We start from the raw sequence: 25,652 nt of genomic DNA on the forward strand, positions 1-25,652 counted from the left end.
AGGCGCACGATTCGACGGGTGCTAGATTTAGCGGACAGCCCATCCTCCATCGTTCCCTCCCCCCTTGCGGGGGAGGGACAGGGAGAGGGGTGACCCAACGGGACTCCGCGTTCGTGGCACCCCCCACCCCAACCTCGAGAGCGAGCTTCGCTCGCCTCGGACCCCACAAGGGGGGAGGGAGCCATAGCAGGGTGCCCGACGCTAGAAAGCACGATCGTTCTCACTTCGCGGACATGCTCACTTCAGCTTCAGCCCGATCACGCGCACCAGCCCGTCCGGCATCTGTTTGTAGCCTTCGAGCTTCTTGGTGTGCGCGAACAAGAGCTTGCGGTGATAGAGATAGATGATCGGCTCGTCGTTCAGTACGATCTTGGTGAGCTTCTCGTACAGCGCCTTGCGCTGCGCGACGTCGTCGGTCAGCCGCGCCTCTTCCATCAGTTTGTCGGCTTCGGGATTGGAATAGCCGCCGTCGTTCTGCGGCGCGCCGGTGTGCAGGAAGACGTGGGAATTGCCGTCAGGATCGATGCGGCCGCTCCAGTTGATCTGGAAGATCTGGAATTCGCCGGCCTGCGCCTGCTTGAACGAGGTCGCGAATTCGATCAGCCGGATCTTGATGTCAAAGCCGGCCTCCGCCGCCATCGACTGGACCACCTGCGCCACGGCTTCATTTTCCGCGCCCTTCGGCACCATGTAGTCGATCGACACCGGCAGTGCGACGCCCGCTTCCTTGAGCAGCGCCTTGGCCTTCTCGACGTTGCGCGGCTGCACCGGGAAGGCGCTCTGATAGTAGGGATGCGTGGGGCTGACCCATTGGTTGCCGGGCGTGAACTCGCCGTTGAACACGACCTGGTTCAGCGCCTCGCGATCGATCGCGAGATCGAGCGCCTGGCGCACCTTCTCCGATTGGCTCAGCGCACCCTTGGCTTTGTTTCCGATGTTGATGGTGAGGCCGTAATAACCGAGCTCCGGCGCGGTCGAGAGCACGAGGTTGGGGTCGGCGCGCACGTCCTTGATGTCGGTGGCGAGCACGCGCTCGATCAGGTCGAGTCCGCCGGACTTCAGGTTGGCGAGCCGCACAGTGGCATCGACGATCGGCAGAAAGACGATGCGGTCGATGAAGACGTTGTCCTTGTTCCAGTAGTCGGCAAATTTCTCGAACACCATGCGATCCTGCTGCACGCGTTCGACGAATTTGTAGGGACCGGCGCAGACCGGGTGCAGCCCGAACTTGTCACCTTCCTCCTTCACCGCCTTGGGCGAGACCATCATGCCGGCGCGATCGGTCAGTTGAGAAAGCAGCGGCGCAAAGGGCGTCTTCAGCACCAGCTTGATGGTGAGGGGATCGATCACCTCGACATGATCGACACTCGCGAGTTCCGATTTACGGAACGAGCCCGGCATGTTCATGTGGCGTTCGATCGAGAATTTCGCGGCTTCCGCGTCGAGCGGTTCGCCATCCTGGAATTTGACGCCGGGACGCAGCTTGATCGTCATCGCCTTGCCGTCGGCGGAGGTCTCGTGCGAGAGCGCGAGCTGCGGCACGATGTTCAGCTTCTCGTCGATGTCGAACAGCTTGTCGCAGAACGCCGAGAACACGATGCGGCCGACATAGGTGCGGCCGAGCGAGGGATCGAGCATGTCAGGGTCCTCGGCAAGCCCGATGCGCAAGGTGGTTTGCGCCTGCGCGGCAGCGGACAACGAAACCACGAACGCTGCCGCGGCAGCGGCGAGGCAAACCTTCCTCATCTCACTCACTCCATGCTCAAAGTCCGGCCGGCCCGTTGCACCATCCGTACCAACACCGGATGCGAACGGTCCTTCCGCAGGGAAGAACGCGGCGATCAGTTTGTCCAGTGACGGCAAGATGTAGCTGCCTATGGATTGTGCGCAATCGCAGCACGTCGTTCCGCTCTGCGAGACTGGCTCAGGCGGCGCTTGGTCGTCGGCGCCCGGTATCCATGTGCTGCGATTCCGCAATCGCGACGTGAGCGAGGCAAGAGTAGCGCCGACGGCGCGGTGCGCCCATTGCCCTGCAGCAAAAAGCAGCGGCTGCTTGCCCTCAGGATGTGCAGCGCGACCGCGGACAGGTCTCAATTCCGATCGGCTTTGCCTATGACGGGTCTGAAATGACCGCTGCGACGCCGGCGTTGATGACGGCGCGATCAGTGACCCCGGCCGGATTGTCCCGCGTCGGCAGGAACCGCCGGAACGTCGTCCAATGCGCGCGGCTGACCTGCTCCAGACGTTCGAGCTCGGCGAGCGGATCGGGATTATCGTCGACCCGCAGATCGAGCATGGACCATTCCTCCGCGCCGTGGATCAGCAGGGCCGCGGACTGTTTGCCGCGCTTGTCACCGCCCGCGGCTTCGCCCGCCTGTAACGCCGCGATCAGCCGCGTCGCGAAGGGCAGGGCGGCACGGGCCATGTAGGCCTCAGCGGTCTGGTTCAGCACCTCCGCGCCGGCCAGCATGTTGCCGGCGATCGAAAAGCCGTCGCCTTGGACATGGCCACACCAGTCGATGCAGTCCTTGCCGGTGTGCACCGCAATCCGGCCCTGGCTGTCCAGGATGTGCAGCTGCCGGCTTTCCCGGCCGGGATCGGCCGAGGTGAGGATCTCGATGATCTGTTGCGGAGGCCGGCCCTCACGCAGCAGCGTCGCGCCATCGATGCCGTAATAGGGATTGACCAACGCCTGCGTCGCAAGGCCACCGCGGCCAGCGACGATGAAGGGCACACGCGCCCCGACGGCGAAGAAGCGGGTCGCGACCGCGATCCCGATCTGTCCCGAGGCTTGGTCCTTGGCGATGATCGACCAGGTCATGGCGACAGCGCCCTCATCGTCCGGCTGCGTAGCCCTGCATGCCGCGCGGATTGGCGGCGGCGCGGCGACGGCGGCCGATCTTGGAGGCCGCGGTGAGCCGGCCTTCGGACCAGTCGGGTCCGACCTCGACGATGTGGCCGCGGCGGCGTAGCTCTTCGATCGTGGCCTTGGGCACGCGGTTCTCGAGCACGAGCACGCCGGGGCGCGCGGTGCGCGGCCAGAACGAGATCGGGAAATGCTCGGAGTGCCAGGCCGGCGCGTCGATCGATTCCTGCAGATTCATGTCAGCGTGCACGTGGCGCAGGAAGAACTGCGTGTTCCACTGGTCCTGCTGATCGCCGCCCGGCGACCCCCAGGAGACATACGGCTCGCCGTCGCGCAGCGCCATGGTGGGGGACAGCGTGGTGCGCGGACGTTTGCCCGGCACCAGCGCCGCCGGATGATCCTCCTCCAGCCAGAACATCTGCGCCCGAGTCCCTAGGCAGAAGCCGAGATCGGGAATGACGGGCGAGGATTGCAGCCAGCCGCCCGACGGCGTCGCCGAGATCATGTTGCCGTCGCGATCGATGATGTCGAAATGCACGGTGTCGCCGCGCACCTCGCCGAAGCGACCGACCGTCGGCTCGCCTGATCCCATCGCGCCGACCGCTTCGCGGACGCCCTCGGCACGGTTCAATTTGACGATGGCGCCAAACCCTTCGATCGAACCGGGCCGCAAGTCGAGCGAGGCCTTGTCCGAGATGAGCTTGCGGCGCTCATTGTTGTAGGCGTCCGACAACAGCGTCGCGATCGGGACCTCGGTGAAATCTGGGTCGCCGTAGAATGCTTCGCGGTCGGCAAAAGCGAGCTTGGCGGCTTCGACCTGCCAATGGATGAAGTCGGGTCCGGCCGGATCGAGGCCATCGAGCGCAAAGCCCTTCAGCAGCGCGAGCTGCTGCAGCAGCACCGGGCCCTGGCTCCAGACGCCGGCCTTGCAAACGGTGTAGCGGCCGTAGTCGTAGGCGAGCGGCGCCTCGATGGTGGGCTGCCAGCGGGCCATGTCGTCGGCCGACAAGACGCCGCGATGCCGCGACCCCGAGACATCCATGATCTCCTGGGTCCGGCAGAAGCGGTCGATGGCCTCGGCGACGAAGCCCTGCGACCAGGCTTTGCGGGCGTGTTCGATCTGCGCCTCGCGATTTCCGCCTGCACTCTCCGCTTCCTGCAGGATGCGTGCATAGGTCGCGCTGAGCTGTGGGTTGGTGAACAGAGTCCCGGGTTTCGGAACCTCGCCGTGCGGCAGATAGACCGCGGCCGAGGTCGGCCAGTGCGTGCGGAACAGCTGCTCCACGGTCTGGATGGTGGCCGAGATGCGTTCGACCAGCGGATAGCCGTCGCGCGCATAGGCGATCGCGGGCTCCAGCACGTCGCGCAGCCTCATCGTGCCGTAGTCGCGCAACAGCAGCATCCAGGATTCGAATGAGCCGGGCACGACGGCAGCGAGCAGGCCGGTGCCGGGCACCATGTCGAGGCCCTCGCGTCTGTAGTGCGCAATGGTCGCGCGCGCCGGCGCCGGGCCCTGGCCGCAGATCACTTCGGTCCGCTTGCGCTTGACGTCATGCAGGATGATCGGCACGTCGCCGCCGGGACCGTTGAGATGCGGTTCGACCACCTGAAGCGTGAACGCCGCCGCGACGCCCGCATCGAATGCGTTGCCGCCTTTTTCGAGCACGGCCATGCCCACCGCCGTTGCAAGCCAGTGCGTGGAGGTCACGACGCCGAACGTGCCCTCGATTTCGGGGCGGGTGGTGAAGGGATCAGGATTGATGAAGCTCATGAGCGGTCCATGGGGCGGGGTCGGCGCAGCGCGCGCAGTTGATCATGGCCCTCCTGGGATGCCAACTGCCGCGGCAACAGAGCACGCCTGCGTTTGTAGCAATCACACCGGCACGGCGGTCGGTTGATTGACGGCGTGGCACGCGACGCCGTCAATCAGACGCGGCGCCTCGCGACGGCAGAGATCGAAGGCGAGAGGGCAGCGCGGGTTGAAGCTGCACCCCGGCGGCGGATTGATCGGATTGGGGATCTCGCCCTTGACCGGAATGCGCTGGCGGCCGGACATCGACAGATCCGGCACCGCACCCAGCAGCATCTTGGTGTAGGGCATGCGCGGATTCTCGAACAGCGCGCGGGCCGGCGCGATTTCGACGACGCGGCCGAGATACATCACGCCGATCCGGCTCGCCATGTGGCGGACGACGGCGAGGTTGTGGCTGATGAACAGATAAGTGAGGCCGAGACGATCCTGCAGGTCGCGCATCAGGTTGAGGATCTGCGCCTGCACGGAGACGTCGAGCGCCGAGGTCGGCTCGTCGCAGACGATGAACTCGGCTTCCGAGGCGAGCGCGCGCGCAATCGCAATGCGCTGGCGCTGGCCGCCGGAGAACTCATGCGGGAATTTCTGGCCGTCATCGGGATGCAGGCCGACCAGGGTCAAGAGTTCGCCGACGCGATCCTTGATCTGCCGCTCGCCGTCGATCAGGCCGAAGGCGCGGATCGGCTCGGCAATAACAGCATCAACGCGGAAGCGCGGATTAAGGCTCGCGTAAGGGTCCTGGAACACCATCTGGATGCGGCGCCGCAATTTTCTGCGCGCCTGCGCCTGGCGCGGATCGGTCATCGACACGCCGTCGATGACCACCTCGCCCGAGGTCGGCGGCAGCAGGCCGACCACCATGCGCGCCACCGTGGTCTTGCCGGAGCCGGATTCGCCGACCAGGGCGAAGGTCTCGCCGCGTCTGATCTCGAAGCTGACGCCGTCGACCGCCTTCAGCAATTCGGGCTGCCCACCTTCCAGTACGCGGTTGAGCCAGGGCTTCGAGACGTCGAACACCTGGCGGAGATTCCTGACCTCGACGAAGCTGCTCATGCCGCGCTCTCCGTCGCGCGATCATAGAGATGGCAGGCGACCGCCTGCGTTCCCTGGTGTAGTGGTTCGGGTCGTTCGATCCGGCAGCGATCGAAGGCGAAGCTGCAGCGCGGGTTGAACGCGCAGCCGGGTGGGATCGCCGAGAGCCGCGGCATCGCGCCGGGAATCTGCACCAGCCGCTTGTCTTCGCCCGCGAGCGTCGGGATCGCGCCCATCAGCCCCTTGGCGTAGGGGTGCAGCGGATTCTTGATCACCTCCTGCACCGGACCGATCTCGGCGATGCGGCCGGCATACATCACGGCGACGCGGTCGCAGGTCTCGGCGATCACGCCCATGTCGTGGGTCACCAGCATCACCGCGGTGCCGTGATCGCGGCCGAGGCGCTTGATCAGCGCGATGATCTGGGCCTGCACCGAGACGTCGAGCGCGGTGGTCGGCTCGTCCGCAATGATCAGCTCGGGCTCGGCGCAGAGCGCGAGCGCAATCACCACCCGCTGGCGCATGCCGCCGGAGAATTCGTGCGGGTAGCCGTCGATGCGCTTCTCGGGTGCGGGGATGCCGACCTCGGCGAGCAGATCGATCGCGCGTCTGCGCGCCTGCTGGTCGGTCAGGGTCGTGTGGGTCTTGATGGTCTCTATGATCTGGTCGCCGATCCGGTAGAGCGGATTGAGCGAGGTCAGCGGATCCTGGAAGATCATGCCGATGCGCTTTCCCCGCACCTGGCGCATCGGCTCCGCCTCGAGATTGTCGATGCGCAGGCCCGATAGATGGATCTCGCCGCCGGCGATGCGGCCGGGCCGGTCGATCAGGCCGATCACCGCAAGCCCGGTCACGGACTTGCCCGCGCCGGATTCGCCGACGACGCCGAGCACTTCGCCCTTGGCGATGTCGAAGGAGACGCCGTCGATCGCACGCAGCACGCCGCGGCGACTGGCGAATTCGACCTGCAGATTGCGCACGGACAGGACAGGGGCGGTCATCGGTTCGGAGCCTTCGGAATACGACGCAAGCGGCTCACCGCAGCTTCGGATTGAGCGCGTCGCGCAGCCAGTCGCCGAGCAGATTGATTGCAAGGATGAGCACGGCCAAGGTCAGGCCCGGGAAAGCCACGATCCACCACTCGCCGGCAAACAGATAGTTGTTGCCGATGCGGATCAGGGTGCCGAGCGAGGGCATGGTTTCGGGCATGCCCGAGCCGAGGAATGACAGCGTCGCCTCGGTGATGATCGCAAGCGCGAGATTGATGGTCGCAATCACCAGCACCGGCCCGGTGGCGTTGGGCAGCACGTGGCGCAGCAAAATCACGGGCGCCGGCAGGCCGATCAGCTGCGCGGCCGCGACGTAGTCCTTGTTCTTCTCGACCATCACCGAGCCGCGCACCGTGCGCGCATATTGCACCCAGAAGCTCAGCCCGATCGCGACCACCAGCACGGCCAGCATGCTCGCCGAATCCAGGCGGTTGCCGAAGACGGATTTGACGATGCCATTGACCAAAAGCGCGATCAGGATCGCAGGGAAGGTGAGCTGCACGTCAGCGACGCGCATGATGATGGTGTCGATGACGCCGCCGAAATAGCCGGCGATCAGCCCGAGCCCGACGCCGAGCGCGCCGGAGAACACCACGCCGAGCACGCCGACGATCAGCGAGATCCGCAGACCATAGAGGATTGCCGACAGCACATCGCGGCCCTGCTCATCGGTGCCGAGCAGAAATGGACTCTGACCATCCGCGGTCCAGAGCGGAGCGATCCGCGAATTCATCAGCTGCAGCTGCGCCGGGTCGAACGGATTTTGCACCGCGAGTAGGGGGGCGAAGATCGCAAGCAGGAACAGCAGGAGCGTGACGACGGCTGCGACCATCGTGAGCTTGGAGCCGCGAAACGCGTAGAACAGGTCGCTCGCCAGCGCCCGCCTCAGCCAGCCATCGGCTGTGACCGGCTCATGATCGGCGGGTGCGTCAGTGTGATGTGGCACGACGGCGTCGCTCATGATGATGCAGGCCGGCTGACGGTCGCGCGCAGACGCGGATCGACCACGGTGTAGAGGATATCGACCACCAGGTTGATAGTGACGAACATCAGGGAGACCATCACGAGATACGCGGCCATGATCGGGATATCGACGTTCTGCACGGCCTGAACAAACAACAGGCCCATTCCCGGCCATTGAAACACAGTTTCGGTGATGATCGAGAAGGCAATTACTGAGCCAAATTGTAGCCCTGCCACGGTGATCACGGGAACCAGCGTGTTGCGCAGCGCATGGCCGAAATGGATGGCGCGCGTCGTTAGTCCCCGCGCGCGGGCGAAGCGGATATAGTCGGTGCGCAGCACCTCCAGCATCTCGGCTCGCACCAGGCGCATGATCAGCGTCATCTGAAACAGCCCGAGCGTGATCGACGGCATGATCAGAGCCTTCCACCCCGAGATCGTGAGCAGGCCGGTCGTCCACCAGCCAAGTTTCACGGTGTCGCCGCGGCCGAAGGATGGCAGCCAGCCGAGCGTGACCGAGAACAGGTAGATCAGCAGGATGCCGATCAGGAAGGTCGGCAGCGAGATCCCGATCAGTGACACGGCCTGCAGGAGCTTCGCCAGAAAGGAGTCACGCCGCAACGCGGAATAGACGCCCATGAGAATGCCGACCACCAGGGCGAGGATGGTGGCGCAGATCGCGAGCTCCAGCGTGGCCGGCAACCGCTCCTTCAGCAGGTCCGCCACGGGCTGGCGGAATTGGTAGGACACGCCGAAATTGAATTGCGCTGCGTTAGTCAGGTAACGCGCGAACTGCACGATGACGGGGTCGTCGAGGCCGAGCGACTTGCGGATGTTGGCGCGTTCGGCTGCGGAGGTGTCGATCGCCACGATCTGGCTGACGGGGTCTCCGACGAACCGGAACATCGCAAAGGAGATGATGCCGACCGCGATCATGACGCCAACAGCCTGGATCACTCGGCGAAGCGTGAAGGCGAGCATCTGGTTCTTAGCTTTCTCCAGAAAGCGCGGCGGGTAGCACCGCGCGTCGCAAATGAAAAGCCCCGAAAAGCAGGTCTGCTTGACGGGGCTTCCCGGTCATTGCCGCCTATTCGGACTTGGTAGCCCAGTACAGCAGCACTTGGTTATCGGCACGCTGCGTCAGTTTCACCTTGTTTGAGACACCCCAGGCCAGGGCCTGCTGGTGCAGCGGGATATAGGCGTAGTCCTTGATGCCGATCTGGAAGGCCTGCTTGATCAGCTGATCGCGCTTGGCCGGATCGGTTTCGACCAGGACCTTGTCGGTGATCGCGTCGAACTCCTTGTTGCAGTAGCCGCCGAGATTGGATTCGCCCCGGGTCGTATCCTTGGCGTCGTCGCGGCAACCCATGAGGTCGTGCAGCACATTGTGAGAATCCTGCGAGGAGGGCTGCCAGCCGAGCATGTAGAACGAGGTCTTGTAACCGCCGGGCTTCAGCACCTTGGCGAAGAACAGCGCCTTCGGCTGAGCCAAGAGATCTACTTTGACCCCGATCCGGGCCAACATGCCGACCACCGCCTGGCAGATTGCCGCGTCGTTGACGTAGCGGTCGTTCGGGCAGTCCAGCGTCACCTCGAAGCCGTCAGGATAACCGGCTTCGGAGAGCAGCTTCTTGGCGGCGTCCACATCGGGCTTTTCCCGCGTAAAGTCCTTCGAGAGCGAGAACAGCTCCGGCGCAATCATCAACGCCGTCGGCGTCGACAGGCCGCGCATGACGCGGGACTTGATCAGGTCGACGTCGATCGCCTTGAAGAAAGCCTGGCGGACCCTGATGTCCTTGAACGGGTTCTTGCCCTTCACGTTCGAGTACAGGAGTTCGTCGCGGCTCTGATCGAAACCAAGGAAGAGGGTCCGCAATTCCGGCCCGGACAGCACCTTGGCAACACCGCTCGCATTGACCCGCTGGATATCCTGGATCGGCACCGGTTCGATGACGTCGACTTCGCCGGACAGCAGGGCCGCGACACGCGTGGCGTCGGAGGCGATCGGCGTGAAGACGATCTCCTTCAGATTATGTTCGGGCTTGCCCCACCACTTCGGGTAAGGCTTGAACACGGTCTTCACGCCGGGCTGATGGCTCTCGATCGTGAACGGTCCAGTGCCGTTTTCATTGAGCGAAGCGTAGCTCGGTGTAGTTGCCGAGGCAGGCGTCGGCGCCACGGCGTTGTGCTCTTCGCACCACTTCTTGTCCATGATCAACCAGCCGTCCCATTGGCTGATCAGGATGGGATTGGGCGAAGACAGCACGACATCGACGGTGAAATCGTCGACCTTGATGAACTTGGCGTCCGGCGGAATTACGCTGGTGAAGTTGGAACCCGTGGCGCGCACCCGTGCGGCGGAAAAGATCACGTCATCGGCGGTGAAGGGATCGCCGTTGTGGAACGTGACGTTGTGGCGCAGGTGAAAGCGCCAACGGGTCGGCTCCGGAGTCTCCCAGCTTTCAGCGAGCGCCGGAATGGTTTTCAGGTTTCTGTCCCGGGCGACGAGACCCTCATAGACGTGTGACTGATGCGCGGTCGTGGTGGTTTCCCGCAACGTATACGGGTCGAGCGATTTCAGGTCGCCCTGATTGGCATAGCGCAAGCTTTGGCTCGATGCCGGCTCGGTGACGAATGCGAGCAGCGAGAAGGTGATCGCTGCGAAAAGAGGGTGGCGTACAGCCATATGGTCAAATACTCCGCTTGAGCCGCTTGTGTTTTCGGCAGTCTGACGAGCGAGCGCCCATCCTTGTTGATCTCACAAACGTCGCAGCGCCTCCTGAGTGGACTTCGGAAAGGCAACAGGCGCGCGCATGCGAGATGCCGCGGTTTGTGCCGCACCGTCTAACGTCGCACGCCTGCAAGACTGGTGCCGGTTCGGGGCAGCCGTTCCAGCGCGAGCGTTTGCGGGCAGTTCAGGCCGGACGCACTCCGACATTCCGCATGTTGCAGAGTTCTTGAGGCTCGGACAAGCCCGCTTTGACGATGCGCCGGGGTATATGGTTAGCTGCCGCATCGGGGATCGCAGCGCAGCAGGACAGCGATTACCGTAGTCGACCGACGACCGAGCCCGGCAGATTCAACCGTGCGACCCTTGGCACCACGATCGACCTGCCACGTTACCCCTAAGGCCGATATCCGGTTGGTTCGGTTGACCATATCGTAGGAATCGCGTGCCAGAGCGATTCACTCGCTTGCTAGAGGAGGGCCGGCCCGGTGATACTGGTCAGTGCTTCTCGATGCGATGGGGCTCGAAGGACTTGGTCTTAAGGACTTGGCGGGTCGGGGCGGGGTTGTTCAGAGTGGCGGCACGAGGGCGGTTCGAATAGCGCGGAGCGGGATATGAAAGTCAACGTCGAGATCGATTGCACTCCGCTGGAGGCGCGGCAATTCTTTGGGCTCCCTGACGTCGGCCCGATGCAGATGGCCGTCATGGATAAGCTGCAGCAGCAGATGATGAGCAACATCGACAAGATGGCTCCGGAAGCTCTGCTACAGAGCTGGTTCAGCTTCGATCCGAAGCTGGCGGAGAAATTCCAGGACCTGTTTGTGACGATGACCGGGCTCGGCGGCAGCCGCTCGAGCGACCGGAAATCGGCCTGATTGCTTCATTCGAATTATTCGGCTGAACGGGCCGGAGGCGGGTTGCATCGACCTCCCACGATCTGCACGATGATGGGCGCAGGCGCCGCTGAGGCGCCTGGCCGCTACAACAAAAGGCAGGGACAGGAGGGACGCATGAGCGACGCCACGGTCATGCCGCCGCTGCAGTTTGCCGCGACCAACGGCATCCGGATGGGCTATTACGAGGCGGGACCGGCCCACGGATCGGCCGCCCATGGTCTTGTGCCATGGCTGGCCTGAACTGGCGTTCTCCTGGCGGCACCAGATCAGGGCGCTCAGCGAAGCCGGCATCCGCGTGATCGCACCCGACCAGCGCGGCTACGGCGCGACTGACCGGCCGGAGCCGGTCGAGGCCTATGATATCGAGCATCTGACGGCCGATCTGGTCGGCTTGCTCGATCACCTTAAGATCGACAAGGCGATCTTCGTCGGCCACGACTGGGGCGGCTTTGTCGTTTGGCAGATGCCGCTGCGCTATCCCGACCGCGTCGCTGGCGTGGTCGGCGTCAACACGCCGCATCTTCCCCGCGCGCCCGCCGATCCGATCGACATCATGCGCAAGCGCTTCGGCGAGACGATGTACATCGTCCAGTTCCAGGATCCCGCGCGCGAGCCGGATCGCATCTTCGGCAGCCGGGTCGAGCAGACCTTCGACGCCTTCATGCGCAAGCCGGTGCCGCGCAGTGATGACGGAGCGAAGGAGCCGCCGGTGGCAGGCATCGGCGCAGCGAAGACGGTCAATCTTGCCTTCCCGCAGATGGTCGCGGCCTATGACGCCAGTCGCGATGCGCGCCAGCCGATCCTGTCGGAGCAGGAGAAGCAGGTGTTTGTCGAGACGTTCCGGAGAACCGGCTTCACCGGCGGTATCAACTGGTACCGCAACATGTCGCGCAACTGGCGGAGGGCCGAAGGCCTCGATCACACCGTCCGCGTGCCGGCGCTGATGATCATGGCCGAGCACGATGCCGTGCTGCCACCCTCGGCTACCGATGGCATGGAAAAGCTGGTGCCTGACCTCGAGAAATACCTGGTGCGCAACAGCGGCCATTGGACGCAGCAGGAGCAGCCGGAGGAGGTCAGCGCCAAGCTGATCGAATGGCGCAAGCGGCGGTTCGGCTGAGATGATGAGATAAAGGTCGCCGCCAAGAATTGGCTGTCGCCCCTGCGAAAGCAGGGGCCCATAGCCACAGGAGGTCGTGGTCAGGCGAGCTGGAGCTCCAGATCGGCTCAACAACTAGCGCAGGTGGTTATGGGTCCCTGCGTGCGCAGGGACGACACCGGTTTTGCGGCGACAACTCGTTTCCAATTGGGTCACGCCGCCTGCGCGCTCGCGCCATGCGCATGGGCTGCGATCGCGTCGATGATCTGCGGCCAGGTCCGGATCGTCAAGGCATGGCCCATGCCCTCGATCATCAGGAGCTTGGCATTCGGAATCGACTCCGCCGTGTCGCGTCCGCCGGAGGGATGCACCAGCGGATCCCGGGTGCCGTGGATCACCAATGTCGGCACCTCTACCAGATGCAGCCGGGGCTTACGGCTGCCGGAGGCCAGGATAGCGCGCAATTGCCGGCCGACGCCGGCCGCATTGATGCCGCGGGCGAAGCAGCGCTCGGCAAGCGCCCGGTCGCGCGCTTCGTCTTCCGGAAAGGAGCCGGCCCGCAGCATCTTCCAGGTCCTGGAAAAGCGCTCGACATATTGCTCCTTGGTCTTCGGCGCCGGCATCATCAGCATCATGGCGATCTCGCGGCTCGGCGGCGGAATCCGAGGATTGCCCGTGGTCGACATGATCGAGGTCAATGACCGCACGCGCTCGGGAAACGACAATGCGATCTCCTGCGCAATCATGCCGCCCATCGAGGCGCCGACCAGATGCGCAGACTTGATCGAGAGCGCGTCCAGCAGACCGACCGTATCCTTGGCCATGTCGATGAGCTTGTAGGGAGCCGACACCGGAAGATGAAAGAAGCGCAGCTTCAGCAGTTCGAACGGCGTGAGCCGTTTGCCGCCATGCATCTTGCTGGATTGGCCGATGTCGCGGTTGTCGAAGCGGATGACGCGAAAGCCGCGGCTTGCAAGCTGCGCGCAGAACTCATCGTCCCAGATCAACATCTGCCCGCCGAGTCCCATGATCAGCACCAGCGGCTCTGCAGCGGGATCGCCAAAAATCTCGTAGCAGATGTCGATACCATTGGCGCGCGCGATATGCTGGGGCTGATGAGCAATTGCGGTCACAACTGGGTTCCTCGTTTCAAAGCCGGTGGAACTGTATCGCATGTTATCGAACTGGGGAGGAGGCCTGCACATGGCGCATCATTTGCGCATCGCCGATGCCTGCATGATATCTTGGCGGGTACAGGTGCTGAGTCCCGTGATCTCGCTTGGTGACAAGGAGAATGGCGATGGTCGACAAGACTGGTGATGCAATCGCGTTGTGGCAGCAAATGGTCGGGGAGATGCAGAAGGGCTTTGCGGCCTTTGCCAAGCAAGGCTTGGGTTCCTTGCCACCGGGACGCCAGGCAAGCGATCGGAGTGCCTTCGCCTCGGGAGCGCAGAAACACATGGCCGATCTGATGGAAAGCTACTTCAACAACATGAATCTGCCCAGCCGCGGCCAGTTGAAGGACATGAGCGAGCGGCTGCAGGCGATCGAACTCGAATTGAGCGAGATCAAAGCGCTGCTGCTTCGAATGGTGGAGGCTGCCGCTATCAAGGAAACTGCCGCCCCGAAGGAAGTTACCGTCGCGACGGAAGCTGCCGTTCCTCCGGAAGCTGCCGCTCCTACGGAAGTTGCCGCTCCTACGGAAGTTGCCGCTCCTATGGAAGCTGCCACTCCCACGGAAGCCGCCGTTCCCAATGAAGCTGCCGCTCCCAAGGAGGAAGCTGCTGCTCCTGAGGAAACTGCCGCTCCAAAGGAAGCAGCTGCCGCCCCTAAGGTCGCTGCTCCCCGAGCCCCGCGGACGCGTTCCCGGCGTCCGGCCGCTTCGGGAACCGAGGGTATCGAGGGGGCGTAAGACGCCGGCTGAGCGCTGGCTACCGCCGGTCTCCACCTCCCTATAAAAATGACATCCTATGCTGCAATGCAACATTTTTGTTGCAATGCGGCATTAGGCATGGCATGACTATGGAGCCCCGGGCCAATACGGACGGGGCGGGAGCCCATAGCTCAGCAGAGGATGGAGAGAAACGATGACCAATGATACCGCCATTGCATTCGACAGCGTCAAGGAGGCCTTTGCCCCGGTGACCGACGCGCTGAAGAACATGCAGAATATGGAAGTGCCGGAATCCGCGCGCGAGTTCGTCAAGAAGGCGACCGCGACGGCCAAGGAACGCGTTGCCGATGCCTTCGCCGGCTCGGAAAAAGTGACGGCTGCGATCGAGACCGCTGTTGCTGACGGCGTCAGCGAAGCGACCAAGATCGGCCGCAACATCCAGCAGGCGATCCATGAGGACACCGAGGCGTTCTTCGACGGGCTGGACAAGCTGGCGTCTGCCAAGACGATCAGCGAAGCCGTGCAGATTCAGTCGGAGCTCGCGCGGGCGCGCGGCGAAGCGCTCATCTCGCGGGCGAAGTCGAGCACCGAATATTTCGGCAAGCTCGTGACCGATGGCGCCAAGACCTTGCAGGACAACTTCGCCAAGGCCTATACCAAGTCGGCCTGATCGCATCAGGCACATACCGAAATGCCCTGGCCCGCATCTTGCGGGCCTTCTTTTTTGGTGGATCGCGGCAAAACAGGCTATGCGTGGACGACCATGCCGCCGCAGCCGCTCTCCCGCATCATCGATCAGCTCAAAGGCGAGCCGTCGCGCACCGGCTCGCTCATCATCACCGTGTTTGGCGATGCCATCGTGCCGCGCGGCGGGACAGTGTGGCTGGGGACGCTGCTGGAGTTCTTCGCAGGCCTCGACATCGACGGCAATGTGGTGCGCACTGCGATGTCGCGGCTCACCGCTGAAGGCTGGTTCGAGCGCAGCAAGGTCGGCCGCAACAGCTTCTATCGCCTGGTCAGGCAGGGGCAGCAGACCTTTGCCGCGGCGACCCGCCACATCTACGATCCACCGCCCACCGAATGGACCGGCAGTTTCGAGCTGCTCTTGATCAGCCAGACCGATCAGCGCGAGGCCGCGCGCGACGCGCTGAAGAATGCCGGCTTTGGCAGTCCGCTGCCCGGCGTCTTTGTCGCGCCGGCCGGCACCGCTGTGCCGGAGGAGGCGAGGGGCGGGCTTCGGCTCGACGCCTCCGCCGCTCCCGACATGGCGCGGCGCCTGCTCGCCGAAAGCTGGGCGCTCGAGCGCACCGCGGGGGCCTATCTGAAGTTCATGGCCATCTTTGCGCCACTGCAGGCCTGTCTGCGGAAGCAGGAAACGCTGTCCGATGCCGACGCTTTCACCGCGCGCATTCTGCTGATCCATCATTACCGGCGCATTGTGCTGCGCGATCCCTTGTTACCGGCGGAACTGCTGCCCAAGGACTGGCCGGGACGGCCGGCGCGGGTGCTGTGCGGCGAGATCTATCGCGCGCTGCTGGCCGGCTCCGAACGCTGGCTCGACGACCACGGCACCGACGAGAATGGTTCGCTGCGGCCTGCCGGAGCGGCGCTCGCGCGCCGCTTCGGCGATGGATGATTTGCGCTGATATATTACAAAAATGGATTGCGTGGATTAGATTTTGTTATATGTTAGCGGCAACCAAGTCCTGGGAGGACACGTCGCCGCATGTATACGCAGGCGCTCAATACGCCCGAGGAGGGCACTCTCGCGGAGGACGTGGCGCGGACGGCGCGCTTTCAGGCGCGTGTCGATGCCGAGGAGCGCATCGAGCCCAATGATTGGATGCCCGCCGCCTACCGCAAGACGCTGATCCGGCAGATTTCCCAGCACGCCCATTCCGAGATCGTCGGCATGCTGCCGGAAGGCAACTGGATCACGCGTGCGCCGAGCCTGCGTCGCAAGGCCGCGCTGCTCGCCAAGGTGCAGGACGAGTGCGGCCACGGGCTCTATCTCTATGCTGCCGCCGAGACGCTCGGCGCCGCGCGTGAGGAGCTGGTCGACGCGATGCTGGCCGGCAAGGCCAAATATTCCTCGATCTTCAACTATCCGACCCTGACCTGGGCAGATATCGGCGTGATCGGCTGGCTGGTCGACGGCGCCGCGATCATGAACCAGATCCCGCTCTGCCGCTGCTCCTATGGCCCGTACGCACGCGCGATGATCCGCGTCTGCAAGGAGGAATCCTTCCACCAGCGCCAGGGCTACGAGATCATGCTGACGCTGTGCCGCGGTACGGTCGAGCAGAAGGCGATGGCGCAGGATGCGCTGAACCGCTGGTGGTGGCCGGTCCTCATGATGTTCGGGCCGCCCGACAGTGCGAGCCAGCACAGCGATGCCTCGACGAGATGGAAGATCAAGCGCTTCTCCAACGACGAGCTGCGCCAGAAATTCATCGATGCCACGGTGCCCCAGGCCCAGTATCTCGGCCTCACTATTCCTGATCCCAAGATGAAGCAGGACGAGGACGGGCACTGGAGCCATGGCCCGATCGACTGGAACGAGTTCAAGCAGGTGCTCGCCGGCAATGGTCCGTGCAACCGCGATCGCATGGCGGCGCGGCGCAAGGCGCATGCCGACGGCGCCTGGGTGCGCGAGGCGGCCGCCGCCTATGCGCAGAAGCGGAATTATCGCGCAACCGCGCAGGCGGCCGAATAGAGCCGACGAATTAATTAAGAGGGAGGGTGTGATGGCCACGCCGAACACGCCGCTGTGGGAGGTCTTCATCCGCAGCCGCAACGGACTTGCGCACAAGCATTGCGGCTCATTGCATGCGCCCGATGCCACCATGGCGCTGCAGGCGGCGCGTGACATCTACACCCGCAGGGGCGAGGGACTATCGATCTGGGTGGTGCCCTCGAGCGCAATCACCGCGTCCGATCCTGCGGACAAGGACATGATGTTCGAGCCCGCGCAGTCGAAAATCTATCGCCACCCGACCTTCTACGAGGTGCCGGACGAGGTCGGGCACATGTAGTTCGTTGCGCTAGCCCCCGATCCTCATGGTGAGGAGGCGCGAAGCGCCGTCTCGAACCATGAGGCCCGATTGGTTCTTGGCCTCATCCTTCGAGACGCCGCTGTGCGGCTCCTCAGGATAAGGAGTTACAGCGGATAGTAAATGGCCACGCCCTCCATCACCGTCTCCGAAACTCCGCTGGTGCTCTACACGTTGCGCCGCGCGGACGATGCGCTGATCCTCGGCCATCGCCTGTCCGAATGGTGCGGCCACGCGCCCATGCTGGAAGAGGACATGGCGCTGTCCAACATGGCGCTCGACCTGATCGGTCAGGCGCGCGAGCTCTACGGCTACGCCGCCAAGGTCGAGGGCAGGGACAATGACGAGGACAAGCTCGCTTATCTCAGGGACGTGAGACAGTACCGCAACCTGCTGCTGGTCGAGCGTCCGAACGGCGACTTTGCGCAGACCATGGTGCGGCAGTGGTTCTATTCGGCCTTCGCGGACCGTTACTGGCGGAAGATGATGCGCTCCACTGACCCAACGCTTGCGGCCATTGCGGCGAAATCGGAGAAGGAAAGCGCCTATCACCTTCGGCATGCATCGGAATGGGTCATCCGGCTCGGCGACGGCACCGATGAGAGCCATGCCCGGGCGCAGGCCGCAATCGACGAGCTCTGGGCCTATACGGGTGAGATGTTTGCGGTCGACGACAGCGAGCGCGGGCTGATCGATGCCGGCATCGCGATCGATCCGACCGAACTGCTGCCGGAGTGGCTGGCTGCGGTGTCGGAGGTCGCGCGCGAGGCGACGCTGGCTCTGCCCGAGAACGACTGGATGCAGCAGGGCGGCCGCGACGGCCGCCACAGCGAGCATCTCGGTCATCTCCTGAGCGAGCTGCAACACATGCAGCGCAGCTTTCCGGGTGCGTCATGGTAGCGGTCGCGAGCGAGGCCGATCTGCGCCAGCGCGCCTGGGACGCGGCCGCTGGTGTGACCGATCCGGAAATTCCGGTGCTGACCATCGACGATCTCGGCGTGCTGCGCGAGGTCGACGTGACCGGCGACCGTGTCGAGGTCGCGATCACCCCGACCTATTCCGGCTGTCCGGCGATGAACATGATTGCACTGGAGATCGAGCTCGCGCTGGCGCGCGCCGGCTTCCGTGAGATCCACGTGCGCACGGTGCTGTCGCCGGCCTGGACCACCGATTGGATGAGCGAGCAGGGCCGCCGCAAGCTGAAGGAGTATGGCATCGCGCCGCCGCTGCCTGCGAGCACGCGTCGTGCGCTGTTCGGCGTGGAGCAGGTGACCTGCCCGCAATGTGGTTCGGGGGAGACCGAGCTGTTGTCCGAATTCGGCTCGACTTCCTGCAAGGCGCTCTGGCGCTGCAAGACCTGCCGCGAACCGTTCGATTATTTCAAGTGTCACTAGCCCATGTGCATCCGTCATTGCGAGCGCAGCGACTTGTCCGCCATGGCCCGAAGGGCGACGGCGCAAGCAAGCAAGAATGCCGGGATGGCAAGAGTCTGCATTGCTTCGTCGCTTCGCTCCTCGCAATGACGGAGGGATAGATTCGATGTCCACGCCACGCTTCCACCGCCTTGCCGTCAACGATCTCCGCCGCGAGGCGCCTGACGCGGTGTCGCTGACCTTCACGATCCCAAAAGAGCTCGCCGACGAATACCGCTTCGCGCCCGGCCAATATCTCACGCTGCGCGCGATGTTCGGCGGTGAAGAGGTAAGGCGCTCTTATTCGATCTGCTCCGGCCCTGACGATGGTGAAATCCGCATCGCGGTGAAGCGGGTCGATGGCGGCGCGTTCTCAGGTTTTGTCACCGACGAATTGAAGCACGGCGACGAGCTCGAGGTGATGACGCCGACCGGCCGCTTTGGCGTGACGCTGCAGCCGGATTCGGCGCGCATCCATGTCGGCTTTGCCGCAGGCTCCGGCATCACACCGATCCTGTCGATCGTCAAGGCGGTGCTGGCGCGCGAGCCGAACAGCCGCTTCTTCCTGTTCTACGGCAACCGCACCACGGCAGGCATGCTGTTTCGCGAACAGCTGGAGGAGCTGAAGGACCGCTTTCTCGACCGGCTGTCGGTGTTTCACGTCATCTCCGGCGAGGACCAGGACATCCCGATCCTGCACGGCCGGCTCGATGCCGAGAAGGTGAGGGTGTTGTTGCGCGCGCTGGTGCCGGCCGACAGCATCGACCACGTCTTCATCTGCGGTCCCTCAGGAATGAGCGAGGAGGTCGAGCCGACCTGCCGCGAGCTCGGCATTCCCGAAGACCGCATCCATGTCGAGCGCTTCGTCTCCGGGCTCGGCGGCCGGCCGCGGCCGAAAGTGCCGGTGCCCGCGTCGGCGCCGCCCAAGGCGCTTGCCGCCCTGATCATCGACGGCAAGCGCCGCGAGGTGCCGGTCGCCGAGGGCGAGGCGATCCTCGATGCCGCACTCCGCGCCGGTGTCGATCTGCCCTTCGCCTGCAAGGGCGGCATGTGTTCCACCTGCCGCGCGAAGCTGGTCGAGGGCAAGGTCGAGATGGAGCTGAACTACTCACTGGAGCCGTGGGAGCTCAAGGCCGGCTTCGTGCTGACCTGCCAGGCCAAGCCGACCACGGAGCGCGTTGTGGTGGACTACGATCACGTGTGATGGCCACCTGCATTCCGCGGACGCGTAGCCCTTCTACATCGTCATTCCGGGGCGACGCGTGAGCGTCGAACCCGGAATCTCGAACTTGGTTTGCGTTTCTCTTATGTCGAGATTCCGGGGTCAGCCCTGCGGGCTGCCCCGGAATGACGTGCGATCGGCTTAGTCCCTCGGTCGCTTGTCCTTCACGCGCCGCGCCTTGCCGGCGGAGCGCTCCAGTGAGTCGGGGGCGACGACCTGGACCTTGGCGGTGAGGCCGATCGTGTTCTTGATGTGGGTCGAGATCAGATCGGCATGGCTGGTCAGTCCGCTGCCGTCCCAGGCCTCAGGCCTCGCTTCGGCGAAGATCGTGAGCTCATCCATCCGGCCGTCGCGGGTCAGCTCGAGCATGAAATGGCCGCCGCACCAGTTGGTGGCGAGCAGGATCTCCTCGATCTGGGTCGGGAACAGGTTGACGCCGCGCAGGATGATCATGTCGTCCGAGCGTCCGGTCACCTTCTCCATCCGCCGCATGCCGGGCCGCGCCGTGCCCGGCAACAGCCGCGTCAGGTCGCGGGTGCGATAGCGGATCACGGGAAAGGCTTCCTTGGTCAGCGAGGTGAAAACGAGCTCGCCGATCTCGCCCTCGGGCAGCACCTTGCCCGTATCGGGATCGATGATCTCCGGATAGAAATGATCCTCCCAGATGTGCAGGCCGTCCTTGGTCTCCAGGCATTCCTGCGCCACGCCGGGGCCGATCACCTCGGAGAGCCCGTAGATGTCGGTGGCGTCCATCGCGAAGGCGTCCTCGATCTCGGCGCGCATCGCATTGGTCCAGGGCTCGGCGCCGAAGATGCCGAGCTTGAGCGAGCTCTGCTTGGGATCGAGCTTCTGGCGCTTGAACTCGTCGAGGATCGCCAGCATGTAGCTCGGCGTCACCGTGATGATGTCGGGTCGGAAGTCGTTGATGAGCTGCACCTGGCGCTCGGTCATGCCGCCGGAGATCGGCACCACGGTGCAGCCGAGCTGTTCGGCGCCGTAATGCACGCCGAGCCCGCCGGTGAACAGGCCATAGCCATAGGCGTTATGGATGATCATGCCGCGGCGGCCGCCGGCGGCGCGGATCGAGCGCGCCATCACGCTCGACCATGTCGCGATGTCGGCCCCGGTGTAGCCGACCACGGTCGGCTTGCCGGTGGTGCCCGAGGAGGCATGCACGCGCACCAGCTGCTCGCGGGGGACTGCGAACATGCCGAACGGGTAGTTGTCGCGCAGGTCGGTCTTCACGGTGAACGGGAATTTGGCGAGATCGGCGAGCTCGCGGAAGTCGGACGGATGCACGCCGGCCTGATCGAAGGCGCGGCGGTAATGCGCGACGTTGCCATAGACGTGCTTGAGCGACCAGGCGAGCCGCTCGGTCTGCAGCGCCATGATCTGGTCGCGCGAGGCGCGTTCGGCCTCGTCCATCTCGGGCACATAGCCACCCGGCTGGGATTGGAGCTTGGTCAGGGCCATGGCGCTTCGTCCTCCGAATCAGCTTGGGCCGCCGGTATCGCCGAGCGGCACCAGCATGCCGCCGATGCTGCGGGAATGGCCGCGGAATTCGGCAATGACAGTGTCGCCCGCGGTGACGCGAACGTCGTAGATGCCGGAGCGGCCAGTGCGCGAAATCTCAACGGCACGCGCGACCAGCCGGTCGCCGAGCTTGCCCGGCCGGACGAAGGTGATGCTGCCTTGCGCCGCGACCGTGCGCTCGTTGTGGGTGTTGCAGGCAAAGGCGAAGGCGGAATCGGCGAGCGTGAAGATGAAGCCGCCATGAGCGATGCCATGGCCGTTCACCATATGCGGCCGGATGGTCATCTGCAGCGCCGCCCGGCCGGGACCGATCTCGACGATCTCCATGCCCAGCCCCTGGCTCGCCTGGTCGTCCTTCCACATGGCGTCAGCACAGGCGCGCGCGAGTTCGTCCGGCGTCCCCGGCCTCCCGGCGGTCATCGCCAAATCTCCCAGCGCCGGCGAATCCCCGGATGCGCAGCCACGGCGTTTTCTCCCGCGTGATGCTTGTTGGAACAAGCATTCTGAACTAGTTAAGCACGCATCGTGTCAAAGATTCCGCGCGCGTCAAGCAAAAGAGGGTTGTGCGGCGCCGCTCGTTCAGGCCTCGTTTCCAAGCTGTAAAACAAGGACCCCGACATTGCCCGAACCCGCCGATCTGGCTGTCCTGACTGGTCTCGTGATCGGTCTTCTCTATGGCGCGGTCGGACTGCTGAGCGGGTTCTGCATGATGAGCTCCTTGCGCGGCTGGTGGGCCGACGGCGACAGCCGCCTGGTGCGTACCTATGCGTTGGCGATGGGCATCGCCATGGTCGCGACGCAGCTGTTGGCGGCCTCAGGCCTGGTCGATCTCGGCAAGTCGATCTATCTGCAGCCGACGTTCTCGGTGCCGTTGATGTTCGCCGGCGGGCTGTTGTTCGGCTACGGCATGGTGCTGGCGAACGGCTGCGGCTCGCGGGCGCTGGTGCTGCTCGGCCGCGGCAATCTGCGCTCCTTCGTCGTCATCGTCGTGCTCGGCATATTCGCCGAGATGACATTGAAGGGGCTGATCGCGCCGCTGCGCATCGCGCTGTTGCAGTCTTCGCAGACGACCACCGCGGCGACGTCGCTGCCGGCCGTGCTGTCGAGCGGCGGGCTGCATGGTGCGCCGGCGCGGCTGTTGCCGGCTATCGTGGTCGGCGGCGCTTTGATCGTGTTTGCCGTCGCCCATCGACCGTTCCGCCGCGCGCCGGGCCAGATCGCAGCGGGGCTCGTGGTCGGACTATTGATCGCGGCGGGATGGTTCGCCACCGGATATCTCGGCGCAGACGATTTCAATCCGGTGCCGGTGGCGTCATTGACCTTTGTGGCGCCGATTGCGGATGCGCTGCAATACGTCATGCTCTCGACCGGGCTCACGGTGAATTTCGGCATCGCCACGGTCGGCGGCGTATTCGCCGGCAGCCTGCTGACCGCGCTCGCCACGCGTCGTTTCAAGCTTGAAGGATTTCACTCCCCCCGTCACATGCTGCGCTCGAGCGCTGGTGCCGCGTTGATGGGCGCGGGCGGCGTGATGGCGTTCGGCTGCTCGGTCGGGCAGGGGCTCACCGGCCTGTCGACCCTGGCGCTGACTTCGTTCGTGGCCGTGGCCGGCATCCTTGCCGGCACCGCGCTCGGCTTACGGGGGGCGTTGCGGGTCCGGCCGCTGAAGCATGATGCTGAACCTGCCTTGCAGGGCGAGCCCGCCCGCTGACGCCCGGTCAGTCCGCGCGCCGCGTGACGATGCGGATTTCGGAGGTGAGGGTCCGGTGCACCGGGCACTTGTCGGCGATCTCCATCAGCTTGGCACGCTGGGCCTCGTCGAGCGCGCCTTCCATGGTGATCACGCGGTCCAGCTGGTCGATCATGCCGACCCTGGTCTCGCACTCCGCACAGTCCTCAGCATGGATCTTGCTGTGCTTCAGCCGCACGGTGACGCGATCGAGCGGCAGAAATTTGCGGTCAGCGTACAGGCGCATGGTCATCGAGGTGCAGGCGCCGAGTGCCGTGAGCAGGAAGTCGTAAGGTCCGGGCCCTGAATCCTGACCGCCGGCTGCGAGCGGCTCGTCGGCGGTGAGGTGGTGCGGACCGATGGCGATCGTCTGCTGGAATTTGCTGGCGCGGGTCTCGCGCACGATCACCTCGCGCGGACCATCCTCGGCAGCCGCGGCGGCCGGCTGTGAGATCGGCACGTCGATATAGCGGCTGGCCCAGCTCGCGATGACATCGGCGATGTAAGCCGCATCCTGCTTGCTGCTGACGAGATGGTCGGCGTGATCGAGCGAAACAAAGCTCTTCGGATGTTTGGCGGTAACGAAGATGCGGGTCGCATTGTCGATGCCGACGGTGTCGTCAACCGGCGAATGCATCACCAGCAGCGCCTTGTGCAGATGCACGACCTTGTCGAGCAGGTGCTGCTCGGCGACATCGTCGAGGAAGGACCTGTTGATGCGGAAGGGACGGCCGGCAAGCGAGACCTCCGCTGAACCCTGCGCACGGATGTCCTCGATCCTGTCCTTGAAGAAGCCGGTGACATGGGCGGGGTCGGACGGCGCGGCAATGGTGACCACGGCCTTGGCCTCCGGGATCTCTGCGGCAGCAGCGAGCACGGCAGCTCCGCCCAGGCTGTGGCCGATCAGCAGCGCGGGCGCCTTGCGTGTCTCGCGCAGATGATTGGCGGCGCGAACAAGGTCCGCCACGTTCGAGGAGAACGTCGTGTTGGCAAAATCACCTTCGCTGGAGCCGAGCCCGGTGAAGTCGAACCGCAATACGGCAATGCCCTTGGCGGCGAGCGCCATCGCGATCCGTCGCGCGGCGTGGGTCTCCTTGCCGCAGGAGAAGCAATGCGCGAACAGCGCATAGGCATGCGGCGCGCCATCGGGCAGATCCAGCGCAGCGGCGAGCTTGTCGCCGCCTGAGCCCTCAAACTGGAAGCGTTCTGTCGGCATCATGTGGTCCCCGTTTGTTGCGTGTTCACTGCCGCTCGAGCGATGACACAGCATGTGCGCCCGACACAGCGATGATCAGTTTCGAGGAGGCAACAGCTGAATCTCCTGCTCGCCGTGCCGGATCACTGACCGCAGGTCTTGGGCGACAATATCGGAAATCCATCGGACGAGCGCTGGAAGGGCTTCTTCCTTCGCCCGCCGACGAAGTTCGGGCAAGTCCCGCTCGATCGCGGTGCCCACTTTGATGTGGAGACGTTCATACAGCACATCGCCGTTTGGCGGCCAGTATCGCGCATCAAACAGACGCCTGCCGTGGCTACGAACGAGATGGATGTGAATTCCGATGTTTGCCTTGGTCAGTGCCTCGACGATGACGGTCGGCTTGAGGAGATAGCCGTAGCCTTTCGGTATCTTGCCCGTCTCTGAGGTGAACTCCATGCTTCATCTCCGGCGCCTTCCCTCATGAAGAGGTCGACCTTCTCACTCCGAATAGCGCTGCTCGGCCCAGGGATCACCGCGGTTGTGATAGCCGCGCATCTCCCAATAGCCTGGCGCGTCCTTGTCGAGGAATTCGATCGCCTTGAGCCACTTCGCACTTTTCCAGAAATAGAGATGCGGCACGACGAGCCGCACGGGGCCGCCATGCTCGGCGGTCAGCGGCGCACCGGACCAGCTGTGCGCGAGCAGCGCATCCGCGGCCGCAAAATCCTCCAGCGGTAGATTGGTGGTGTAGCCGTCGTAGGAATACAGCACGACGAAATTGGCCTCGTCGCGCGGCCGGCAGGCCGCGAGCAGGTCGCGCGCCGCAAGGCCCTCCCACTGATTGTCGTAGCGCGACCAGGTGGTCACGCAATGGATGTCGGAGACGAACTGTCTCTGCTCCTGGGCCAGGAAGGTCGAAAAATCCCAATACAGCGGATTCTCGACCGCGCCGTAGACATCGAGCCGCCAGCGCTCACGCGAAATCTCCGGCGTGAGGCCGAGATCGAGCACCGGCCAGTCGCGCGTGAGGTGCTGGCCGGGCGGGAGCCGCTGGTCCTCCGGCCGCACCATTTTCCCGGTCAGGAACTTGCCCTCGCGCGCCCACCGCTGCTTGCTGCGGGTCAGCTTGCTCTCGGGCGGAACATCGTCCTCGCCGGCCATCCTGCGC

Annotated in this window: 24 protein-coding genes and 1 pseudogene; 11 read left to right on the plus strand and 14 right to left on the minus strand. The window is 64.4% G+C overall.

Going from position 1 to position 25,652, the window contains the following annotated elements; translation table 11 throughout:
- Positions 1-237 precede the first annotated feature (237 nt).
- The 8 genes from ACQR1W_RS24665 to ACQR1W_RS24700 all read right to left on the minus strand — a co-directional run bounded on the left by ACQR1W_RS24665 (position 238) and on the right by ACQR1W_RS24700 (position 10,406).
- Entirely contained in the window at positions 238-1,746 is a 1,509-nt protein-coding gene (locus tag ACQR1W_RS24665) for an ABC transporter substrate-binding protein (RefSeq protein ID WP_434853227.1), read from the minus strand.
- Between the two features lie 364 nt (positions 1,747-2,110).
- Entirely contained in the window at positions 2,111-2,821 is a 711-nt protein-coding gene (locus ACQR1W_RS24670) for a DUF1028 domain-containing protein (protein WP_434853228.1), read from the minus strand.
- 13 nt (positions 2,822-2,834) lie between these two features.
- Entirely contained in the window at positions 2,835-4,637 is a 1,803-nt protein-coding gene (locus tag ACQR1W_RS24675; RefSeq protein ID WP_434853229.1) for a gamma-glutamyltransferase family protein, read from the minus strand.
- Positions 4,638-4,739: 102 nt separating this feature from the next.
- Positions 4,740-5,729: an ABC transporter ATP-binding protein gene (locus ACQR1W_RS24680; RefSeq protein WP_434853230.1), complete on the minus strand. Its 990-nt coding sequence runs from the start codon at positions 5,727-5,729 to the stop codon at positions 4,740-4,742.
- Complete coding sequence (locus ACQR1W_RS24685) at positions 5,726-6,709, minus strand: ABC transporter ATP-binding protein (RefSeq protein ID WP_434853231.1); 984 nt, start codon at positions 6,707-6,709, stop codon at positions 5,726-5,728. Before ACQR1W_RS24685 ends, ACQR1W_RS24680 begins: the two co-directional genes overlap by 4 nt.
- A 34-nt stretch (positions 6,710-6,743) precedes the next feature.
- On the minus strand, positions 6,744-7,718 hold the full coding sequence (locus ACQR1W_RS24690) for an ABC transporter permease (protein WP_434853232.1): 975 nt from the start codon (positions 7,716-7,718) through the stop codon (positions 6,744-6,746).
- Positions 7,715-8,701: an ABC transporter permease gene (locus tag ACQR1W_RS24695; RefSeq protein ID WP_434853233.1), complete on the minus strand. Its 987-nt coding sequence runs from the start codon at positions 8,699-8,701 to the stop codon at positions 7,715-7,717. The genes ACQR1W_RS24690 and ACQR1W_RS24695 overlap by 4 nt, the downstream gene beginning before the upstream one ends.
- A gap of 106 nt (positions 8,702-8,807) precedes the next feature.
- On the minus strand, positions 8,808-10,406 hold the full coding sequence (locus ACQR1W_RS24700; protein ID WP_434853234.1) for an ABC transporter substrate-binding protein: 1,599 nt from the start codon (positions 10,404-10,406) through the stop codon (positions 8,808-8,810).
- A 656-nt stretch (positions 10,407-11,062) separates the two neighbouring features.
- On the opposite strand from ACQR1W_RS24700, the gene ACQR1W_RS24705 reads away from it, so the two are divergent.
- Both ACQR1W_RS24705 and ACQR1W_RS24710 read left to right on the plus strand, forming a co-directional pair.
- Complete coding sequence (locus ACQR1W_RS24705) at positions 11,063-11,323, plus strand: DUF6489 family protein (protein WP_008969213.1); 261 nt, start codon at positions 11,063-11,065, stop codon at positions 11,321-11,323.
- Between the two features lie 135 nt (positions 11,324-11,458).
- Positions 11,459-12,464 (plus strand): annotated as a pseudogene (locus tag ACQR1W_RS24710) (alpha/beta fold hydrolase).
- A 191-nt stretch (positions 12,465-12,655) separates the two neighbouring features.
- On the opposite strand, the gene ACQR1W_RS24715 reads toward ACQR1W_RS24710, so the two are convergent.
- The gene (locus ACQR1W_RS24715; RefSeq protein ID WP_434853235.1) at positions 12,656-13,576 is read right to left on the minus strand and encodes an alpha/beta fold hydrolase; all 921 of its coding nucleotides are present in this window, start codon (positions 13,574-13,576) and stop codon (positions 12,656-12,658) included.
- 167 nt (positions 13,577-13,743) lie between these two features.
- Between ACQR1W_RS24715 and ACQR1W_RS24720 the strand changes: the two genes are divergently transcribed.
- The 8 genes from ACQR1W_RS24720 to paaE all read left to right on the plus strand — a co-directional run bounded on the left by ACQR1W_RS24720 (position 13,744) and on the right by paaE (position 20,006).
- Positions 13,744-14,355, plus strand: coding sequence for a hypothetical protein (locus tag ACQR1W_RS24720; RefSeq protein WP_434853236.1), 612 nt, complete (start codon positions 13,744-13,746; stop codon positions 14,353-14,355).
- A 175-nt stretch (positions 14,356-14,530) separates the two neighbouring features.
- A complete protein-coding gene (locus ACQR1W_RS24725) occupies positions 14,531-15,007 on the plus strand; it encodes a phasin (protein WP_434853237.1) in 477 nt (158 codons plus the stop codon).
- A gap of 93 nt (positions 15,008-15,100) precedes the next feature.
- The gene (gene paaX / locus ACQR1W_RS24730) at positions 15,101-15,973 is read left to right on the plus strand and encodes a phenylacetic acid degradation operon negative regulatory protein PaaX (RefSeq protein ID WP_434853238.1); all 873 of its coding nucleotides are present in this window, start codon (positions 15,101-15,103) and stop codon (positions 15,971-15,973) included.
- A 90-nt stretch (positions 15,974-16,063) separates the two neighbouring features.
- On the plus strand, positions 16,064-17,053 hold the full coding sequence (paaA, locus tag ACQR1W_RS24735; RefSeq protein WP_434853239.1) for a 1,2-phenylacetyl-CoA epoxidase subunit PaaA: 990 nt from the start codon (positions 16,064-16,066) through the stop codon (positions 17,051-17,053).
- Positions 17,054-17,084: 31 nt separating this feature from the next.
- A complete protein-coding gene (gene paaB, locus ACQR1W_RS24740) occupies positions 17,085-17,372 on the plus strand; it encodes a 1,2-phenylacetyl-CoA epoxidase subunit PaaB (RefSeq protein ID WP_008966753.1) in 288 nt (95 codons plus the stop codon).
- A gap of 141 nt (positions 17,373-17,513) precedes the next feature.
- Complete coding sequence (gene paaC / locus ACQR1W_RS24745) at positions 17,514-18,290, plus strand: 1,2-phenylacetyl-CoA epoxidase subunit PaaC (RefSeq protein ID WP_434853240.1); 777 nt, start codon at positions 17,514-17,516, stop codon at positions 18,288-18,290.
- Positions 18,284-18,784, plus strand: a complete 501-nt coding sequence (paaD, locus tag ACQR1W_RS24750; RefSeq protein WP_434853241.1) for a 1,2-phenylacetyl-CoA epoxidase subunit PaaD — start codon at positions 18,284-18,286, stop codon at positions 18,782-18,784. Before paaC ends, paaD begins: the two co-directional genes overlap by 7 nt.
- A gap of 145 nt (positions 18,785-18,929) precedes the next feature.
- Entirely contained in the window at positions 18,930-20,006 is a 1,077-nt protein-coding gene (gene paaE / locus ACQR1W_RS24755) for a 1,2-phenylacetyl-CoA epoxidase subunit PaaE (protein ID WP_434853242.1), read from the plus strand.
- A 159-nt stretch (positions 20,007-20,165) separates the two neighbouring features.
- Here paaE and paaK read toward each other — a convergent pair whose 3' ends face one another.
- Both paaK and paaI read right to left on the minus strand, forming a co-directional pair.
- Complete coding sequence (gene paaK, locus ACQR1W_RS24760; RefSeq protein ID WP_434853243.1) at positions 20,166-21,497, minus strand: phenylacetate--CoA ligase PaaK; 1,332 nt, start codon at positions 21,495-21,497, stop codon at positions 20,166-20,168.
- A gap of 18 nt (positions 21,498-21,515) precedes the next feature.
- Complete coding sequence (gene paaI / locus ACQR1W_RS24765; protein WP_434853244.1) at positions 21,516-21,977, minus strand: hydroxyphenylacetyl-CoA thioesterase PaaI; 462 nt, start codon at positions 21,975-21,977, stop codon at positions 21,516-21,518.
- Between the two features lie 226 nt (positions 21,978-22,203).
- Between paaI and ACQR1W_RS24770 the strand changes: the two genes are divergently transcribed.
- Positions 22,204-23,268 carry a YeeE/YedE family protein gene (locus ACQR1W_RS24770; RefSeq protein WP_434853456.1) on the plus strand — a complete coding sequence of 355 codons (1,065 nt, stop codon included), beginning with the start codon at positions 22,204-22,206 and terminating at the stop codon, positions 23,266-23,268.
- Between the two features lie 7 nt (positions 23,269-23,275).
- On the opposite strand, the gene ACQR1W_RS24775 is transcribed toward ACQR1W_RS24770, so the two are convergent.
- The 3 genes from ACQR1W_RS24775 to ACQR1W_RS24785 all read right to left on the minus strand — a co-directional run bounded on the left by ACQR1W_RS24775 (position 23,276) and on the right by ACQR1W_RS24785 (position 25,645).
- Entirely contained in the window at positions 23,276-24,502 is a 1,227-nt protein-coding gene (locus ACQR1W_RS24775; protein ID WP_434853245.1) for a bifunctional alpha/beta hydrolase/OsmC family protein, read from the minus strand.
- A 75-nt stretch (positions 24,503-24,577) separates the two neighbouring features.
- On the minus strand, positions 24,578-24,940 hold the full coding sequence (locus ACQR1W_RS24780) for a hypothetical protein (RefSeq protein ID WP_434853246.1): 363 nt from the start codon (positions 24,938-24,940) through the stop codon (positions 24,578-24,580).
- A 42-nt stretch (positions 24,941-24,982) separates the two neighbouring features.
- Positions 24,983-25,645 carry a sulfite oxidase-like oxidoreductase gene (locus ACQR1W_RS24785; protein ID WP_434853247.1) on the minus strand — a complete coding sequence of 221 codons (663 nt, stop codon included), beginning with the start codon at positions 25,643-25,645 and terminating at the stop codon, positions 24,983-24,985.
- Positions 25,646-25,652: the final 7 nt, after the last annotated feature.

It is taken from the genome of Bradyrhizobium sp. HKCCYLS1011 (assembly GCF_051167795.1).
Classification (GTDB): Bacteria; Pseudomonadota; Alphaproteobacteria; order Rhizobiales; family Xanthobacteraceae; genus Bradyrhizobium.

Excerpts from the sequence above, each read along its gene's own strand:
- ACQR1W_RS24665 (WP_434853227.1), bottom strand. The coding sequence starts at position 1,746 with ATGAGGAAGGTTTGCCTCGCCGCTGCCGCGGCAGCGTTCGTGGTTTCG.
- ACQR1W_RS24670 (WP_434853228.1), bottom strand. The coding sequence starts at position 2,821 with ATGACCTGGTCGATCATCGCCAAGGACCAAGCCTCGGGACAGATCGGG.
- ACQR1W_RS24675 (WP_434853229.1), bottom strand. The coding sequence starts at position 4,637 with ATGAGCTTCATCAATCCTGATCCCTTCACCACCCGCCCCGAAATCGAG.
- ACQR1W_RS24680 (WP_434853230.1), bottom strand. The coding sequence starts at position 5,729 with ATGAGCAGCTTCGTCGAGGTCAGGAATCTCCGCCAGGTGTTCGACGTC.
- ACQR1W_RS24685 (WP_434853231.1), bottom strand. The coding sequence starts at position 6,709 with ATGACCGCCCCTGTCCTGTCCGTGCGCAATCTGCAGGTCGAATTCGCC.
- ACQR1W_RS24690 (WP_434853232.1), bottom strand. The coding sequence starts at position 7,718 with ATGAGCGACGCCGTCGTGCCACATCACACTGACGCACCCGCCGATCAT.
- ACQR1W_RS24695 (WP_434853233.1), bottom strand. The coding sequence starts at position 8,701 with ATGCTCGCCTTCACGCTTCGCCGAGTGATCCAGGCTGTTGGCGTCATG.
- ACQR1W_RS24700 (WP_434853234.1), bottom strand. The coding sequence starts at position 10,406 with ATGGCTGTACGCCACCCTCTTTTCGCAGCGATCACCTTCTCGCTGCTC.
- ACQR1W_RS24705 (WP_008969213.1), top strand. The coding sequence starts at position 11,063 with ATGAAAGTCAACGTCGAGATCGATTGCACTCCGCTGGAGGCGCGGCAA.
- ACQR1W_RS24720 (WP_434853236.1), top strand. The coding sequence starts at position 13,744 with ATGGTCGACAAGACTGGTGATGCAATCGCGTTGTGGCAGCAAATGGTC.
- ACQR1W_RS24725 (WP_434853237.1), top strand. The coding sequence starts at position 14,531 with ATGACCAATGATACCGCCATTGCATTCGACAGCGTCAAGGAGGCCTTT.
- paaX (WP_434853238.1), top strand. The coding sequence starts at position 15,101 with ATGCCGCCGCAGCCGCTCTCCCGCATCATCGATCAGCTCAAAGGCGAG.
- paaA (WP_434853239.1), top strand. The coding sequence starts at position 16,064 with ATGTATACGCAGGCGCTCAATACGCCCGAGGAGGGCACTCTCGCGGAG.
- paaB (WP_008966753.1), top strand. The coding sequence starts at position 17,085 with ATGGCCACGCCGAACACGCCGCTGTGGGAGGTCTTCATCCGCAGCCGC.
- paaC (WP_434853240.1), top strand. The coding sequence starts at position 17,514 with ATGGCCACGCCCTCCATCACCGTCTCCGAAACTCCGCTGGTGCTCTAC.
- paaD (WP_434853241.1), top strand. The coding sequence starts at position 18,284 with ATGGTAGCGGTCGCGAGCGAGGCCGATCTGCGCCAGCGCGCCTGGGAC.
- paaE (WP_434853242.1), top strand. The coding sequence starts at position 18,930 with ATGTCCACGCCACGCTTCCACCGCCTTGCCGTCAACGATCTCCGCCGC.
- paaK (WP_434853243.1), bottom strand. The coding sequence starts at position 21,497 with ATGGCCCTGACCAAGCTCCAATCCCAGCCGGGTGGCTATGTGCCCGAG.
- paaI (WP_434853244.1), bottom strand. The coding sequence starts at position 21,977 with ATGACCGCCGGGAGGCCGGGGACGCCGGACGAACTCGCGCGCGCCTGT.
- ACQR1W_RS24775 (WP_434853245.1), bottom strand. The coding sequence starts at position 24,502 with ATGCCGACAGAACGCTTCCAGTTTGAGGGCTCAGGCGGCGACAAGCTC.
- ACQR1W_RS24780 (WP_434853246.1), bottom strand. The coding sequence starts at position 24,940 with ATGGAGTTCACCTCAGAGACGGGCAAGATACCGAAAGGCTACGGCTAT.
- ACQR1W_RS24785 (WP_434853247.1), bottom strand. The coding sequence starts at position 25,645 with ATGGCCGGCGAGGACGATGTTCCGCCCGAGAGCAAGCTGACCCGCAGC.